Raw genomic sequence first — 15,325 nt, forward strand, 5'->3', positions numbered from 1 at the left:
AAAGTTATTGTTTTACAAGGAAAAAAGGCCGCGAGCCTACCCCTTGTTTGCTTGCCTGTCCAGTTGGCCGCACCCGCTGCCGCGCGCCACGCAGAATGCAAAACAGCCTCCGCGAGGGAGGCTGTCTGTACTTGTCATCACCGGTGCTGGTGATAAACACAAAGCTTACAGCGGCAGCACGCGTGCCGTACCGCCGCCGGTGATCACCTTCACGCGCTGGCCTACGCTCAGTACCACGTCGGCTTCCTGCACGATGGACACGGTACGGCCTTTTTCCATTTGTACGGTCAGCTCGTAGGCGTTTTTGGTGTTGTTGCGCTGTACGGCTTCGCTGGCCAGGCCACCTGCCATGGCACCGACAATGGCGCCCGCTACCGAGCCGCTGCCTTTACCGATATTGCTACCAGCCAGGCCACCCAGTGCTGTGCCGCCCAGGGTCAGCAGGTCGTTCTTGTCGCCTTCCATTTTGACGTTCTTGATGTCCAGGATCTTGCCGTATTCCACTTCGTGCATCTGGCGCATCTGGCCTTTGCTGTATACCTGCGCCGAGTCGGAGCTGGTGGCGCAGCCGGTAAGTGCCACCATGGTCAGCATGCCGGCGATCAGGATTTGTCTGGATTTCATGGTGCGTACTCCCTCGATGATTCGTTACTGCCCGTATTTGACCACGTTTGCGGCCAAGCGTTTGCGCAAACAGGGTAACCGTTTGTGACGATTGATGACAGCTCGGCTATGGCCATCAAGACGGCGGTGATAGCTAGCCAGTGCGCTTGTCTGCTTGGGCAGCTTGGGCGCCACAGGACGTAATCGGTTTGAGGCAGGGTGCCATGGCATGCGTGTGACCATTTACAAAAGCAGTCACACGCGCTGTTCTAGCTTTGTGCATCCAGTACCGGTGCGTTGTCTGCCTTACCCAGCATGCCGGACAGCACGTTGGCCATGCCGGTTATGCCGTCGTTGGACAAACCGGCATCTTTCATGACGGCGTCCACGATGGGCTTGGCGATCTGGTACTGCAAGGCCGAGTTCATCACCTGTTCCGGGAAGGTGGCCGCTTGGCCCGTGCCGCCATCGCCGCCACTGCCCGTGGTGCCGGGCAGGCCGTTGGCCTGGAAAATACGGATCGAGTCGATCTTTTCCATCGGCCGTACGGCCTGTTCCAGAATGGCCGGCAGCTGTTGCAGCAGCAAGGTGCGTACTTGCAGGTCGATCTGCGCGGCAGACAGTGTGTTCAGCGCATTGTTGATGGCGCGGCGGCCTTCGGCCTCGGCCAGTGCGGCCGCCTGTTTGGCCTGTGCTTCAATGGTGAGCGCTTCGGCGCGGTCGATGGCGGCTTCTTTTTCGGCGTTGGCCGCCACTTTCACGGCGATGGCGTTTTGTTCGGCGTCCTTGGCCGCTTCGATCAGCTGGATTTCCTTGTCGCGCTCGGCCACTGCCACTTCGCGTGCGGTGTTCACCGCTTCTTCTGCTTTGACGGCTTCTGCGCGTGCCTGGTTGGCCGCAGCGTCTGCTTCAGACTGCTCGCGCGACTTGTTGGCGATGGCAATCTGCATGTCCTGACGTGCCATTTCCACCTGTTTGCGCTGCTCGGCGCGTTTCACTTCGGTTTGACGTTCCAGCTCGATTTCGCGGCTCTGGATCGCCAGATTCTTGTCGATTTCGGCGGCGCGGATTTCGCGCTCGGCCTCGATGCGTTTCTGGCTTACCTGGCGCTCGGCCTCGATCTTGGCCGACTCCGCTTCGCGGTTGCGCTCGGCTTGCTGGGTGGCAATCTGGGCCGTTTGTTCGGCGCGCAAGGTTTCGATTTCGCGCGTCTGCGACAGGCTGGCGAATTCCTGGTCTTTGTCGATAGTCAGCTTCAGGCGGGTGGCTTCCAGGTTTTTGGTACGTACTTGTACCTCGGTATCCTGTTCCACGTCGTTGCGCTGCTTGCGGCGGGCCTCGGTCTGTTCGGTCAGGCGGGTCAGGCCTTCGGCATCAAACGCGTTGTCGGGGTTGAAGAATTGCTTGTCGGTCTGGTCCAGGCTGGTCAGCGACACCGATTCCAGCTCCAGGCCGTTTTTTTCCAGATCTTCGGCTACGGCGTTCTGTACCGCCTGCACGAAGTCACGGCGCATGTCTTGCAGGTCCTGGATCGACATGGTGGCAGCGGTGGCGCGCAGCGAATCCACAAACTTGTCTTCCACCAGCGATTTGAGCTCTTCCGGGCTCATGGTGCGGGCACCCAGCGTTTGCGCTGCGGTACTGATGGCTTCTTCGGTTTGCTTGACGCGCACAAAGAAGGCTGCCGTTACATCGACACGCATGCGGTCTTTGGTAATCAGGCTTTCCTTACCCTGGCGCAGCACTTCCAGCTTCAGCGTGTTCATGTTTACCAGTACACGCTCGTGAAACACCGGTAGCACGATGGCGCCGCCGTCCATGATGACTTTCTGGCCACCAAGGCCGGTGCGCACGAAGGCAATTTCCTTGGTCGCGCGTTTGTATAGCCGGGCAAAGATGACGCCGATGGTCACCAGTACTAGCAAAAGGATGAGGGCGATACTGCCAATGCCGATCAGGTTGTCCATGTAGAGGGTTCCTTAGTGTGATGTTGTATCGGACGGTTGAGTCGGGTGCGGATGGGGAATACCGCGATAAAAGCTGCCGGGCTTGCTGACCAGCAGCACTTCACTACCCTCGGCCAGAGGCTGCTCTTCCAGGTCGGGCTCTACCATCAGGTAGTGGGTGCGCCCATGCTGATCTTTTACCCTCGCTTGCGCTGCCAGCCCGCGCCGCGCGTGGCCGGCGCTGATGATGGCGCTGCGGCCAACAAAGCTCTGGTCGCTCACTGCGCTGCTTTCGTCGCGCGGCAACACGTGCACCAACACGCCGCCCAGGCTGCGCGTGCCCGCCAGGCCGGCGGGGAGGGCGAACAAGCTGGCGATGACGGCTGGCAAGGCGTGGCCGGTCAGCGTCAGCAACAGGTGTTGCAGGGCGAAGCCGAACAAGGCAAAGCCGGTGAGAAACAGCAATAGCAGCACCAGCGAGGGGAGTCGGCCCAGGTGCAGCCAGCCCAGCACGCGGCCCAGCCATTCGGCGTCGTCAAAGTCGGGAAGCCAGGCATCCAGCGCATTGCTGGGGCTGACCGCCAGCAGCAGGCCGATCCCTTCAAGCACGGCGATGCCCAGAATCAGCAGCAGGGCGACCCAGAACGGCCAGGTGGCGGTGGCAGTGAACCAGCTCATGCCTTGCCTGCCTTGATGCTGGCCAGGCGCTGGGCAATCTGCTGTTCGCGCACCAGGTTTTCCAGCGTTTGCAGCTGGTTGCTCTGCTGCAAGCTGGCTTGGGCACTGTTCAGGCTCAGGCCGGTCTGGCGCTGGTAGACGTTTTCAAAGCCACGGGCGACTTGTTCCAGGCGATGGGCGATGCCCGGCTCGGTTGATGCGCTGGCGGGGGCGGTCGCTTGTTTGCGGCTAAGCTGGTAAGCCTGCAAGGTATCGGCCAGCTCGCGCTTCTTGCCCTGCAAGGCGGCAACATAACCTGCCAATGCCTGTTCGCCGGCGTGCAGTTCGGCCAGGCTGGTGTCCATTACCGGTAGCTGTGCTTCGATGTCGATCTGCCGCGCGATGGCGGCCTGGGCCAGGTCGTCGCGCCCTTCTGCCAGGGCATGTTCGATATGCTCGGCCAGTGTCTGGTGCTGCTGGTTCAGCCGCGCGTGTTGCTGGCGTGCCAGGTGCAGGTTGGCCGAGGCTTTGCCCAGCTCGTGGCGGACATCGTCCAGCAGGGTGTCCAGCTCGCGCAGGCTTTGCGCCATCATGGCTTCCGGTTGCTGGTCTTCGAGGTGGTCCAGCAGGGCATTGACGCTACCGGCGATGATGCGGCCAACCCGGGTCTTCAGCGTGTCGCTCATGTCTCACTCCTTGGTGTGGTGTACAACGCGGCCAGGGCCAGGATGCCGCCTATGCCCTGTTGGATTACGCCAGGGTCGTAGCTGGCATGCTGCGGGCCCAGCCCCTGGCGGAGTAGTAGTTCGGCCATGCGCAATGTGTGGCTGACCAGTTTTGCTTCCAGCTCGGTGGCTTGCGCCTGGGTGTGCGGCTGGCTGGCTAACAGCAGCGCCATCAGCTGGGTAGTGTGCTGCAGTAGCAGCGTGAGCGCGTCACTGTGCTGGCCGCTTTGCAGCTCGATGCGGTTCAGCGCCTGGCGTAGTGGGTAAAGCCGCTCGCCTAGCCATACGTGGGCCTGGGCAGGGTCGGCCAGAATGTCTTCTTCTTTTTTGAGCTGACCAAGCAGAATGCGCAGCTTGTCACTGGTGGTGGTAGCACCATCCAGCTGCAATGCGGCCAACCAGGTGTAGAGATCCGCCGGTATACGGGCAGAAAGGGGGGCCATTTGCTGGCTCATGCTGCACCTCCTTGTCATATTGCATTGGAGTATGCATAAGGCGCATTCAAATGTAAACATTGGCCGGGGTAGGGTGCGGCAGGCTGTGGTATCGGTGGTAACAGCAAAACGCCCCGGCGAGCACCGGGGCGGTAGGGGGGGGCTAGGCTAAGTCTTACTCCGCCAGCCTGGCGGCAAAGTCGGCCGGAATAGCCGGGCGGCCACGCTCGTTGATGGCAGTGCCGATGACCAGGCCTTCCAGTACAACCTTATTGTCGGCCAGGCGTATCACTTGCTGGCGGAAGCCGAAGCGCACCTTGGATACGGCTTCGTAAGCCACGGTCACGGCAAAGCGGTCGCCGCTGGTGAGCGAGCCTTTGTAGTCCAGCTCGGCGCGTACTACTACCAGGTTCACCTTGTCGCGCGCCAGCTGGGCGAAGTCGATGCCTTTTTCCAGCAGGAATTCGTGGCGGGCGTGTTCCAGGTAGTTGAAGTAGACACCATTATTGACGATGCCCTGCATATCGCACTCGTAATCGCGAACTTTCATTTCCAGGGTAAAAACAGACATCGGCAGGCTCCATAGGCAAGGGTTGCAGGGCGGCGCGGGCGGTCTGTGCCGCGTGGGCGCCGGACACGGGGAGGGCAGTGTAGCGCACGGCGTACCAGGCCGGGAGGGTTGGCCGCGTCAGCGTTTGCCGGGCAGCCAGCCGCGCTGCTGGCAGGCCTGCAGTAAGCGTTGCATTAGCAGCATGCTGCCAATACTGGCCAGCATGCTGCTGCCGAGCGGCCAGTAATGTTGCGCCAGCGTTGCCAATGCAGTACCGATCAGGATGCTGCTAGCCAGGAAGGGCGGCAAATTGTTGTCGCTTTTGCGCGCGGCAGGGAGCGGGGCAGGATGTACCTCTTCTAGCGGCAGCACGGTAACCGGGCCGGCACGAAAGCTGGCCAGCCACGGTGCCGCGTCCTGCATGTGCTCGCTAGCGTCGTGGGCGGCCAGGTCGGCGGCGCTGGCCCAGCTTTCGGTCAGCACGAAGCGGTCGTCCTGCCCAGGCACGCGGTGCAGCTGGTAGGCGAGGCAGCCTTTTTCGGCGCGTATGCGCGGTGCCAGTGAGGCAAAGGCCTGCACTTGCTCTTCGCCACGGCCGGGCAGGGTGTCGATCAGGATGGCAAGTTTGATGGGCGTAGGCATGGCATCACCGGATATGCTTTTAGAATGATCCGGCATTGTGCCATGGCGCGGGCGATGCATAAAAGCACAGGGGCAAGCCTGCGGCTTGCCCTTGTTTCTGTCGCGGCACGACCAAACCTAGTCGCGGCCAACAAAGTCCTGCGGCCGCAGCGCCTTGATCACGTACAGGTCGAAGCGGGTGGACTTGCCGTCCAGCACTACCGATGGCTTGACGCCCTCGATGGGCACGCCGCGCTGCGGGCGCTTCACCACCACACGGCCGGTGGCGGCATCGATCGCAGCTGCCAACAGCGCGGCGCTGTCCATGTCGTCGCCGATGACGTGCTGGAAAGCCTGCATGCCTTTCTTGGCGGCAGCGCTTTTCTTGTCGGTGTCGGGGAACATCGGGTCGACAAATACCACCTCGGGGCGTTGCGCCCACGGTAATTCGGCCTGCGCGGCCAGCCAGTTGATGGCGTTGGCGTGGATCAGCGTCATGCGCGCGGCGATGTCCATGGTGTCCGGGTGCACGCTGGCGCGCTCCAGTGCGTCGAACAGCAGCGCGGCGGCCACCGGCGAGCGTTCCAGCATGGTGACCTCGCAGCCCAGTGTGGCCAGCACAAAGCTGTCGCCGCCCAGGCCAGCGGTGGCATCCACGATGCGCGGCAGGTCTTTGGCGCCTTTCAGCCCCACTGCCTTGGCCACGGGTTGGCCGCGGCCGCCACCCTGTTCGCGGCGGTGCTTGGCGGCGCCTTCTACAAACTCGGCGTACACCGCACCGTGCTTGCCGGTGGTGACCAGCTCCAGCCGCTGCGGGCCCAGCTCCAGCCAGTAGCCACTGTCCGGGCGCTGTTTGACCAGCGGCAGGGCAAAGCGTGCGGCCAGGCTTTCGGCGGAGTCGCGGCGGGTGCTTTCGGCGCAGTACAGGGGCGTGGCGTGCATGGTTTTTCCTTTTTTGACGCGGCGAAGATACGGTATCGCACCTTGCGCGGCAACTGCTTTGCTTGTCGATAAATGCGCTGGCTAGCATGGTGCCATGTACAAGCTTGCCTTCCTGTGTGCCGGTATCGTGCTGTGCGCGCTACTGCCTGCGCTGCCGCCCTGGTTTTTGTTGCCGGCGCTGTGGCTGATGCTGTGGCCGTTGTGGTGGCGCAGCCGCCGTACCTGGCTATGTGCCTTGCTGTGGTTCAGCCTGGGGCTGAGCTACGCCTGCTGGCGTGCCGAGCTGCGCCTGGCGCAGCGGCTAGACCCGGCGCTGGCGGGCAGTGTGTTGCATGTGCAGGGGGTGGTGCGCGGCCTGGCGGATCCTGGCGAGTTTGGCATGCGATTTCGCTTTGAGGTGCAGCAGGCCGGGGTAGCGTTGCCACCGGTATTGCTGTTGAACGATTACCGCCAGCGGCCGTGGCCGGCCGGTAGCCGCTGGGAACTGTCGGTAAGGTTGCGGCAGCCGCACGGTGCGGCCAACGTGGCGGGTTTTGACGCTGAACGCTGGTACTGGAGCGAGGGGATACTGGCCACCGGCACCGTGGGCAAGGCGCGCTATCTCCGGCCTGCTGCCGGGCGGGATGCACAGGCATGGCTGGACGCGCTGCGCGAACGTATTGCCGTGCGCCTGGCAGGGCAAGGCGAGCCGCGCGATGGCGCCCTGTTGGCCGCGCTGGCGGTGGGGGCGCAGCAGGGCATAGCGCGTGCGCAGTGGGACGTGCTATCGGCTACCGGCTTGACGCATATTGTCAGCGTGTCGGGCTTGCACATTACGCTGGTGGCTTCGCTGGTGGCCGGGGCTGCCAGCTTGCTGCGGCGGCGTTGGCCGCGCGTGCCGGCCATGCTGTCATGGTGGGCGGGGGCTGCGGCCGCCCTGCTGTATGCGCTGCTGGCAGGCTTTTCGGTGCCGACCCAGCGTACGGTATGGATGCTGCTGACCGTGTGCGTGGCGCTGGCACTGCACCGTGGCTTGTCGGCATTGCAGGTATGGCTGGCGGCGCTGGCGGTAGTTTTGCTGCTGGATCCGTTTGCAGTGCTGGCGGCCGGCTTCTGGCTATCGTTTGGCTTGGTGGGGGCGCTGATTGCCGGCGAGGTGGGGCTGCGGCAGCGCCCAGCTGCCTGGCGCTCGGCGCTGTGGGCGCAGTGGCGTGCCACGCTGGCCTCGTTTGTGCCGCTGCTGTGGCTATTTGGCAGCTTCCCCTGGCTGTCGCCGCTAGCAAATGCCCTGGCTATTCCGCTGGTGTCTTTCGTGTTGACCCCGCTGGTATTGTTGGCCGCAGCCTTGCCATTTGACAGCCTGGCCTGGCTGGCCGGCAAAGTCGCGCATGTTTTCTGGTGGGGGGCGGACTGGCTGGCGCAGTGGCCGCCTTACCGCCGGCCGCTACTACCGTGGCAGCTATGGCTAGCCGGCGTGCTGGGTAGTCTGGTATGGCTGCTGCCCCTGGGCCGTGCCTGGCGTAGCTGGGGTGTGTTACTGCTATTGCCCATGCTGCTATACCGAACACCGCGCCCGCCTGCAGGCGAGCTATGGGCCGAGGTAATCGACGTGGGTCAGGGGCTCGCCGTGCTGCTGCATACCGCGCAGCACGATGTGCTGTTTGATACCGGTGCGGGGGTGGCCGGACGTGTGCTACTGCCGGTATTGCGCGCGCGCGGTGTCGTGCGGCTGGATGCCTTGCTGCTGTCGCATCACGATACCGATCATGACGGCGCGGCCAATACCTTGTTGCAACAGCTGCCGGTGCGCCGGTTGCTTCGCGGACAGCCCGCTAGTGCGGCCGGGTGGCGCGGCCAACCTTGCCAGGCCGGGCAAAGCTGGGTGTGGGACGGTATCCGCTTTGATGTGCTGTGGCCTACGCCGGTTAGCCAGGGCGAGGACAATGCCCTGAGCTGTGTACTGCGGGTGGCTACGCCTACGCAGGCGCTGATGCTGACCGGCGACGCTACCTTGGCGGTAGAAAACACCCTGGTGCGGCAGTACGGTAGCGCACTGCGTAGCCAGGTGCTGGTGTTGGGCCATCATGGCAGCCGTACATCCAGCGGTGCCGACTGGCTGGCGGTGCTGCAGCCACAGCACGCTATTGTGAGTGCCGGTTACCAGAACCGTTACCGTCACCCGCACGCCGAGGTGCTGTCCCGCTTGCACACGTCTGGCATAACGGTGTGGCGTACCGACACCCAGGGCGCGGTGCAGCTGAAACTGGGGCCGCAGTTACAGCTGGTCACCGTGCGCCAGGGGTGGCAGCCTTACTGGGCCGCCAGGTAGGTGGTGGCTACCACGGTATTGCCATTGCCCAGGTAGTCCAGCTGGTCGAACGATAGCTTGCGGGCAATCAGAATGCCGCGGCCGTGGCTGGAGAGCAGCGTATCCGGCGCGCTGTCCTGGAAGTTCTGCCAGTCAAAACCCTGGCCTTCGTCGCGGATGGTAAAGCGCAGGGCCTGGCCATCGCGCGCCATATCCACATAGACGCGCCGCTGCCCCATACGCGGGTCGGCCAGGCGCTTTTCCAGCTCGCTTTCCCATTGCTCCAGGCTTTGTAGCCGGGTTTTTTCCTGATAGCTGACTTCCAGATTGCCGTGTTCGATCGCGTTAACAATAAGCTCGAACAGCCCGGTGGCGACTTTTTCCGGATGCGGGCTGGCTTTGGCCAGCAGCGAGGTAACGTGCTGCGCTTCTTGCAGGTTATGAAAGCTGAAACTGGCGCTATTCATATGCCGTAGTGCACCAGCTTGCTGGTTGGCCAGCTCCTTGAAGTGCTGGTGGCGGTCCCAGTGCACGGCGGCGGCGGCCACCACGGCCAGCAGCATGTCGCGCGAGAACGGTTTGGTCAGGTAGTAAAACGCACCGGATGACAGGCCTTCCTGCACGCTGGCGGCGGCACCCACCGCGGTTTGCATGATGGCGGGCACAAAGGCCAGCTTGCTGGAGGATTTCATGCGCCGCAGCAGGTCGAAGCCGCTAATGCCGGGCATCATTTTGTCCAGTAGCACGGCCGAGAACGTTTCGCCTTCTTGCTGCAATATCTGCCAGGCGGCTTCACCGTCTTCGGCTTGTACCGTGTCGTAGCCGGCGTCTTGCAGTAGCTCGGTCATCAGCTCCAGATTGAATGGCTCATCGTCTACCAATAGCAGGCGCTTGCCCATGCTTAGCTCTCCTTGTGCAACACGTGGTGTGTTTGCGGCAGTGTGAAACTGAAAATGGCGCCACCGTCGACGGCATCGCGAACGGATATCACGCCCTGGTGGGCGTTGATGATTTCGCGGCTGATGGCCAGGCCCAAACCTGTTCCGCCAGCACCGGTTTTGGTCAGGCTACTTTGAATGAACTTGTCGAAAATACGCTCTTGTTCGCCCTGGGGTACACCCGGGCCATGGTCGCGTACGCTGACATGGAGCAGGGCAGGTTGGCCGGGCGTCAGGTTAAAGCCGATTTCTACCCGGCTTCCGCTGGGGCTGAACTTGATGGCGTTGGCCAGCAGGTTACGCACGACCTGGCCAATGCGGAACGGGTCCATGTCGGCCATTAGCCGGGCCGGTGCGGGCAGCTGTACCAGCGTAACGTGGCATTTGCCGGCCTGGCCGCGCAGATCTTCTACTGCTTCGCGCACCACTTGTTCCAGGTCGCTGCGCGAAAACTGGTAGTCCATCTTGCCGACTTCCATTTTGGCCAGGTCGAGCAGGTCGTTCAGCAGGGAAAGCAGCCGGCTGCCGCTATTGTGTATGCGCTCGAAACAGTGGGCGATTTTGTTGCCGTCGCCGCCGTGGCTGCGTGCCTCGCCCATCTCGGCAAACCCCAGGATAGCGTGCAGTGGTGTGCGCAGCTCGTGCGACATATTGGCCAGAAACTCGGTTTTGGCGCGGCTGGTTTCTTCGGCCAGGTCGCGGGCCTGGCGCAGCGCTTCTTCGGTATTGCGCTGGGTGGAAATGTCCTGGTAGAGCCAGACCGAGCCCAGGCCCGGGGTGTCCGGTTTGACCGCCCGGCCGTACATGTTTACCCATAGCGAGCTGCCGTCGCCGCGCTGCAGGCGCAGGGTGTTTTGCGTTACCTGGCCCTCGTGCAGCATGGGGTAAATCAGCCTGCCGGTACGCAGAAAGTGCTCGTCACTGTCGTAAATCAGGCGGGTGGAATGGTCTACCGTGGTGCTTTCTTCGCGGGCAAACAGCTCCAGGAAGGCCTTGTTTACTTGTTTGAACTGGCGATCCACGATATAGGCCATGGCCATGGGGCTGGCATCCAGCAAGGCGGTAAGCTGCCGGTTTTGTGTCTCCACTTGCTCTGCCAGCGAATCTTTCAGGCGTATCAGTGCCGCCTCGCGTTCTTTACGGGCGGCAATGTTGCGGCAGACCACCAGATAGAGCGGGGCCGATTGCTGCGGGCGTATCAGGCTCAGGCTAAGCTCGACTTGCAGCATGAAAGACTGGTCGCAAATCAGCATGGCTTCGAATGGCATGCCCAGTAGCGGGGCGGCGTGCTGTTCAAAGCGCAGGCCATTGCGGCAGTGCAGTTCGCTGATCAGCGCACCCGCCGGGAGCTGTAGCAGGCTCTCGCGTGGCTGGCCAATCAGCGCGGCGGCAGCTGGGTTGACGTCCAGTACCTCGCCTTGTTCGGATAGCAGCAACATGCCGTCAGCGGCCCCGTGCAATACGCTGCGGTGACGTTCCTCACTGTCATGCAGTGGCTTTATATGCTGTTGTTGCTGGCTATATTGCTGGCGCAGCGCCTGGTTGCTTTCTTGCAGTAGTGATAGCGCGCTGTTCTGGCGCTGGATTTCGCGCAGGCTGTTCCGGTTATAGTAGTGCCCACCCATGATCAAGATACCCAGCGCCAGCAGCATGCCTAAGGACAGTGGCAAATGCTGGTATTCGGGCTCGTTGCTATCGTTGAGCGGGCTGAACTCGAAGTTCAGGCGTTGGCCGCCGATAATGCGCGTGGCGCTGAGTAAGGGCAGCGCCGACACGGGTTTCCCGGGGTGGCTGTCCACCATCACGACGCCAGGGTTGCTGTTTAGCAGCAGACGCAGCCTTAGCTGCAGGGCTGGCGGTGTGTCTTTGTTTAGTCTGGCCAGCAGTGCATCGCTGTTCAGGCCAAACATCACCATGATCGCTTGCGATTTGGCTTTGGGGCTGAAGAAAATGGCCATGCGTTGCAGGTTGCCTGCACGAATGCGCGCGATCACGGGCTGCCCGCTGGCACTGGCTTGTACCAGCGTACTGTAGACGGCTGGTTCTGCACCTAGATCCAGGCGGGAAGGCAGTGCCTTGCCGTCTTCCGGGTGCTGCAAGGTGGTGACAAAGTACATGGCCCGCGTACTGGCATTGCCGAGCTGGCCCCCCTGAAACTCTCTGATGCTCAGGCTTTGCTGTTCTTCCATAGCCTGGCGCTGCACTGGGGAGATGCGATCGATCAGCGCGACAAAGTCAAATGCATCGCTGGAGCCCAGGACATACGGCGCGTAGTGCTCAAAACTGCCATGCGCACTACGGTTATTTGTGCTGACAAGCAGCTCGGTAGCGGTTTGCCCTGCCTGGCTGAGTTGCTGTATCCGTTGCGTCAGGTGCTCCAGCTGCAGGGTAGCCTGCGCCAGTTGCTGTTTGCGGTAAGTATTCTGGTTCTCGTGTTCTTGCAGCACCATGGCCAGTAGCCAGATACCTAGCGCCAGCAAAATGCTGCCTAGCCAGGTGAGCCGGGTGGTCTGGTCGGGTTTCATGGGGCAGCCAGCCAGCGAAGCAGATCAGCCTGTTGCCAGGTTCTGATACAGCTGGGTGAACTCCTGTGCCAGCTTGTGCTTGGGGTCCAGGTAGACCATGGGCAGGCTGCGCTCGTGTGATTCGCGGATTTTTACCGATGCGGATAGCGGTGGCGATAGTACCGGGTGGCCTTCGTCACGCAAGGCTTGCACCATGCGCGCAGGCAGGCTGGCGCGTGGCTGGTACTGGTTCACGATGATGCCTTCTATCTGCAGTTCCGGGTTGTGGTCGGCGCGGATCTCGGCCGCGCTATCCAGCAAGCCGAGCAGGGCGTGGCGCGAGAAGGTATCGCAGTCAAAAGGAATCAGGCAGCGTTGTGCGGCAATCAGCGCCGAGCGGGTATAAAAATTCAGCGCGGGGGGCGTGTCTATCCAGATTTCGTCGTAGCTGGTGTCCAGTTGCAGTAGTACTTCGCGCAGTTTGAACATCTTGTAGCGCGCTTCCAGCTTTACCATCAGCTCGCTCAGCTCCGGGTGGGATGCCAGCAGATCCAGACCCGTATGCGCTGTGGGCACGATAAATTCTGCCGGGGCTTTTTCAAACATGCTGATGGTCAGCATCTGGTTGAAAAAGCCTGCTGCATTGTTGGCAGGCGGCGTATGGCGGCCGGTCAGGTAGTGGCTGGCGTTACCCTGCGGGTCCAGATCAATGAGTAAAACGCGCTTGCCAGCCTGGGCGGCTGCGGCAGCCAGGTTTACGGTAATGGTGGATTTGCCCACCCCGCCTTTCTGATTGAATACCACACGACGCATGATCACCCTTTACATTGTCAACGGTTAGCGCCTGGCACATGGTTGGCCGCAAGTTTGTCTGCTAGCCGGGCCGGCCTGGCGTATTACGCTTGCTGTTTGCACACATAGTCCACTTGCTGGAAGCCAGCCGACTGGCGCACTACCGGCATGGCGCGAATTTCGCTGTCATTATAGGTGCGGTTAATGATTTCCCGGCCATTATCATCCAGCAGAATCATGCGGGTCAGGCGGAATGTGGCAGCCGCGCAGTCCACTTCCCAGTAATTGATGGATTGTTTATGGCGCGGGGTGTTCAGGAAGTTTTCTTTTTTCGGGTTGAAGATGGTCTTGCGATCGCGAAACTGCACCAGCGTCCCTTTGCGTTCCAGGCTCAGCTTGTCTACCTCGTGCAGGATATTCCCGTTGGGTGTCACACCCATGATGACCCACTCTGCGTTTGGGGTAGCGACAGGTTTTCCGGCTTGTACCGGCCGGGTGCTGATGCCGGGTGTACCGGGTTTGGTAGTCAGGGGCGGCGTAGTGCGTGGTGCGCTGGCACAGCCTGCCAGTAGGCTGGCAAGCAATACGGCGGGAATCAGGTATGGCTTCATGGTGTGGCTCGGTCGGCAATGAATGGCAAGAAGTCTCGCATACTCGCAGGCAAAGCCAAAGGGGCGGGAACTTGCCTGGCGTGCAGCATTCGAAGCATTCGAGTGCCATCACTCTTCATTGTTTCACTTTGTCTCCAGGTATTTATTGTGCGCGGCCATCCTCGGGTGGCCGCTTTTTTTGCGTACAATGGCGGTCTTCTCGCAGGAAAGCCGATGCAGGACGCACTTAATCTACTCCAGAACACCTTTGGCTACCCCGCCTTCCGTGGCATGCAAGCCGATATTATCGAGCACGTGTCGCAGGGCGGGCATGCGCTGGTTCTCATGCCTACCGGTGGCGGCAAAAGCCTGTGTTTCCAGATTCCTGCCCTGTTGCGACCCGGTGTGGCCGTGGTGGTGTCCCCGCTGATTGCGCTGATGCAAGACCAGGTTGCCGCCCTGCGCGAAGCGGGGGTGAAAGCTGCTTGCCTGAATTCGGCCACCAGCCAGGACGATGCGCGAGATATTGCCTACGCGGCACGCTATGGCGACCTGGACTTACTGTACGTGGCGCCAGAGCGCCTGCTCAGCCCGCGCTTTCTCGACTTTCTGGCCAGCCTGCCGCAAATCAGCCTGTTTGCCATAGACGAGGCGCATTGCGTCAGCCAGTGGGGGCACGACTTCCGTCCCGAATACCAGCAGCTGGGCGTACTGTTTCAACGTTGGCCGCAGGTGCCGCGCATTGCGCTTACCGCCACCGCCGATGCAGAAACCCGAGCCGACATGCTGCACTACCTGCAGCTACAGGATGCGCGCCAGTTTGTCACCAGCTTCGATCGGCCCAATCTGTTTTATCAGGTAGTCGAAAAAGACAGCGCCAAGAAGCAGCTGTTGGCTTTTATCGAGAACGACTACCCCGGCGCCTCCGGCATCGTGTACTGCCTGTCGCGCAAGCGCGTGGACGATACTGCCCAGTGGCTATGCGAAAACGGCATTCGTGCCTTGCCCTACCACGCAGGCATGAGCCATGCCGAGCGCGAGGCCAACCAGCGTGCCTTCCTGCGCGACGACGGGCTGGTGATGGTGGCCACCATAGCATTTGGCATGGGTATCGATAAGCCGGATGTGCGTTTTGTCGCCCACATTGATCTACCCAAAAGCCCGGAAAACTTTTATCAGGAATCCGGCCGTGCCGGCCGTGATGGCCTGCCGTCTACCAGCTGGCTCTGTTATGGCCTGAACGACATGGTGCAGCTGACCCAGATGATCGAATCCGGAGAGAGCCCGGAGCAGCAAAAGCAGGTAGAGCTCAACAAGCTCGACGCCATGCTGGGCTACTGCGAAACCGCCAGCTGTCGCCGCCAGCAGATTCTGGCTTACTTTGGCGAAGCCTCCCAGCCTTGTGGCCAGTGCGACAACTGTCAGCGCCCGCCCACCACCTTCGATGCCACCGTGCAGGTGCAAAAGTTGTTGTCTTGCATCTACCGTGTTGGCCAACGCTTTGCCGCCAGCCACGTGATCGACGTGTTGCTGGGGCGGCCCAATGCCAGCGTTACCCACTTTGGCCACGACAAGCTTTCTACCTTTGGTATCGGCCGCGAGCTGAACCAGAAAGGTTGGCGTTCCATCATCCGCCAGCTGGTTGCGCGCAAGCTGCTAGTGGTCGATATCGTGCGCGGCCAGTCGCTACTGCTGACCGAAGCCTGCCGCCCGCTGCTCAAAGGTCAGGAGAGCAT

The 15,325-nt window shown here is 61.6% G+C and carries 14 protein-coding genes (1 of these 14 running past the window's edge); 2 read left to right on the top strand and 12 right to left on the bottom strand.

The window, feature by feature from the left end; genetic code table 11:
• Positions 1-165: 165 nt before the first annotated feature.
• The 8 genes from LCH97_RS16580 to LCH97_RS16615 all read right to left on the bottom strand — a co-directional run bounded on the left by LCH97_RS16580 (position 166) and on the right by LCH97_RS16615 (position 6,478).
• Positions 166-624 (bottom strand): glycine zipper 2TM domain-containing protein, encoded by a 459-nt coding sequence (locus LCH97_RS16580; protein WP_227302611.1) that lies wholly within the window; start codon positions 622-624, stop codon positions 166-168.
• A 248-nt stretch (positions 625-872) separates the two neighbouring features.
• Positions 873-2,570: a flotillin family protein gene (locus LCH97_RS16585; protein WP_227302612.1), complete on the bottom strand. Its 1,698-nt coding sequence runs from the start codon at positions 2,568-2,570 to the stop codon at positions 873-875.
• Between the two features lie 12 nt (positions 2,571-2,582).
• On the bottom strand, positions 2,583-3,227 hold the full coding sequence (locus LCH97_RS16590) for a YqiJ family protein (RefSeq protein ID WP_227302613.1): 645 nt from the start codon (positions 3,225-3,227) through the stop codon (positions 2,583-2,585).
• Positions 3,224-3,892 (bottom strand): PspA/IM30 family protein, encoded by a 669-nt coding sequence (locus tag LCH97_RS16595; protein WP_227302614.1) that lies wholly within the window; start codon positions 3,890-3,892, stop codon positions 3,224-3,226. Before LCH97_RS16595 ends, LCH97_RS16590 begins: the two co-directional genes overlap by 4 nt.
• Complete coding sequence (locus tag LCH97_RS16600) at positions 3,889-4,386, bottom strand: hypothetical protein (RefSeq protein ID WP_227302615.1); 498 nt, start codon at positions 4,384-4,386, stop codon at positions 3,889-3,891. The genes LCH97_RS16595 and LCH97_RS16600 overlap by 4 nt, the downstream gene beginning before the upstream one ends.
• A gap of 154 nt (positions 4,387-4,540) precedes the next feature.
• On the bottom strand, positions 4,541-4,936 hold the full coding sequence (locus tag LCH97_RS16605; protein WP_227302616.1) for a thioesterase family protein: 396 nt from the start codon (positions 4,934-4,936) through the stop codon (positions 4,541-4,543).
• A gap of 117 nt (positions 4,937-5,053) precedes the next feature.
• The gene (locus LCH97_RS16610; protein ID WP_227302617.1) at positions 5,054-5,557 is read right to left on the bottom strand and encodes a putative quinol monooxygenase; all 504 of its coding nucleotides are present in this window, start codon (positions 5,555-5,557) and stop codon (positions 5,054-5,056) included.
• A 117-nt stretch (positions 5,558-5,674) separates the two neighbouring features.
• Entirely contained in the window at positions 5,675-6,478 is an 804-nt protein-coding gene (locus LCH97_RS16615) for a class I SAM-dependent methyltransferase (RefSeq protein ID WP_227302618.1), read from the bottom strand.
• 94 nt (positions 6,479-6,572) lie between these two features.
• Between LCH97_RS16615 and LCH97_RS16620 the strand changes: the two genes are divergently transcribed.
• Entirely contained in the window at positions 6,573-8,786 is a 2,214-nt protein-coding gene (locus tag LCH97_RS16620; RefSeq protein ID WP_227302619.1) for a DNA internalization-related competence protein ComEC/Rec2, read from the top strand.
• On the opposite strand, the gene LCH97_RS16625 is transcribed toward LCH97_RS16620, so the two are convergent.
• The 4 genes from LCH97_RS16625 to LCH97_RS16640 form a co-directional block, all read right to left on the bottom strand.
• Positions 8,768-9,664, bottom strand: a complete 897-nt coding sequence (locus tag LCH97_RS16625; protein WP_227302620.1) for a response regulator — start codon at positions 9,662-9,664, stop codon at positions 8,768-8,770. The two genes, LCH97_RS16620 and LCH97_RS16625, sit on opposite strands and share 19 nt — an antisense overlap.
• A 2-nt stretch (positions 9,665-9,666) precedes the next feature.
• Complete coding sequence (locus LCH97_RS16630) at positions 9,667-12,228, bottom strand: ATP-binding protein (RefSeq protein ID WP_227302621.1); 2,562 nt, start codon at positions 12,226-12,228, stop codon at positions 9,667-9,669.
• A 24-nt stretch (positions 12,229-12,252) separates the two neighbouring features.
• Positions 12,253-13,020, bottom strand: a complete 768-nt coding sequence (locus LCH97_RS16635; protein WP_227302622.1) for a ParA family protein — start codon at positions 13,018-13,020, stop codon at positions 12,253-12,255.
• An 83-nt stretch (positions 13,021-13,103) separates the two neighbouring features.
• The gene (locus LCH97_RS16640) at positions 13,104-13,610 is read right to left on the bottom strand and encodes a surface-adhesin E family protein (protein ID WP_227302623.1); all 507 of its coding nucleotides are present in this window, start codon (positions 13,608-13,610) and stop codon (positions 13,104-13,106) included.
• Between the two features lie 213 nt (positions 13,611-13,823).
• On the opposite strand from LCH97_RS16640, the gene recQ reads away from it, so the two are divergent.
• Positions 13,824-15,325, top strand: partial view of a DNA helicase RecQ gene (gene recQ / locus LCH97_RS16645; protein ID WP_227302624.1) — the 5' portion only. Its footprint extends 298 nt past the window's final position; 1,502 of the gene's 1,800 nt are visible here — the first part of the coding sequence; it begins with the start codon at positions 13,824-13,826; the stop codon falls past the right edge of the window.

Source organism: Vogesella sp. XCS3 (assembly GCF_020616155.1).
Lineage (GTDB): Bacteria > Pseudomonadota > Gammaproteobacteria > Burkholderiales > Chromobacteriaceae > Vogesella.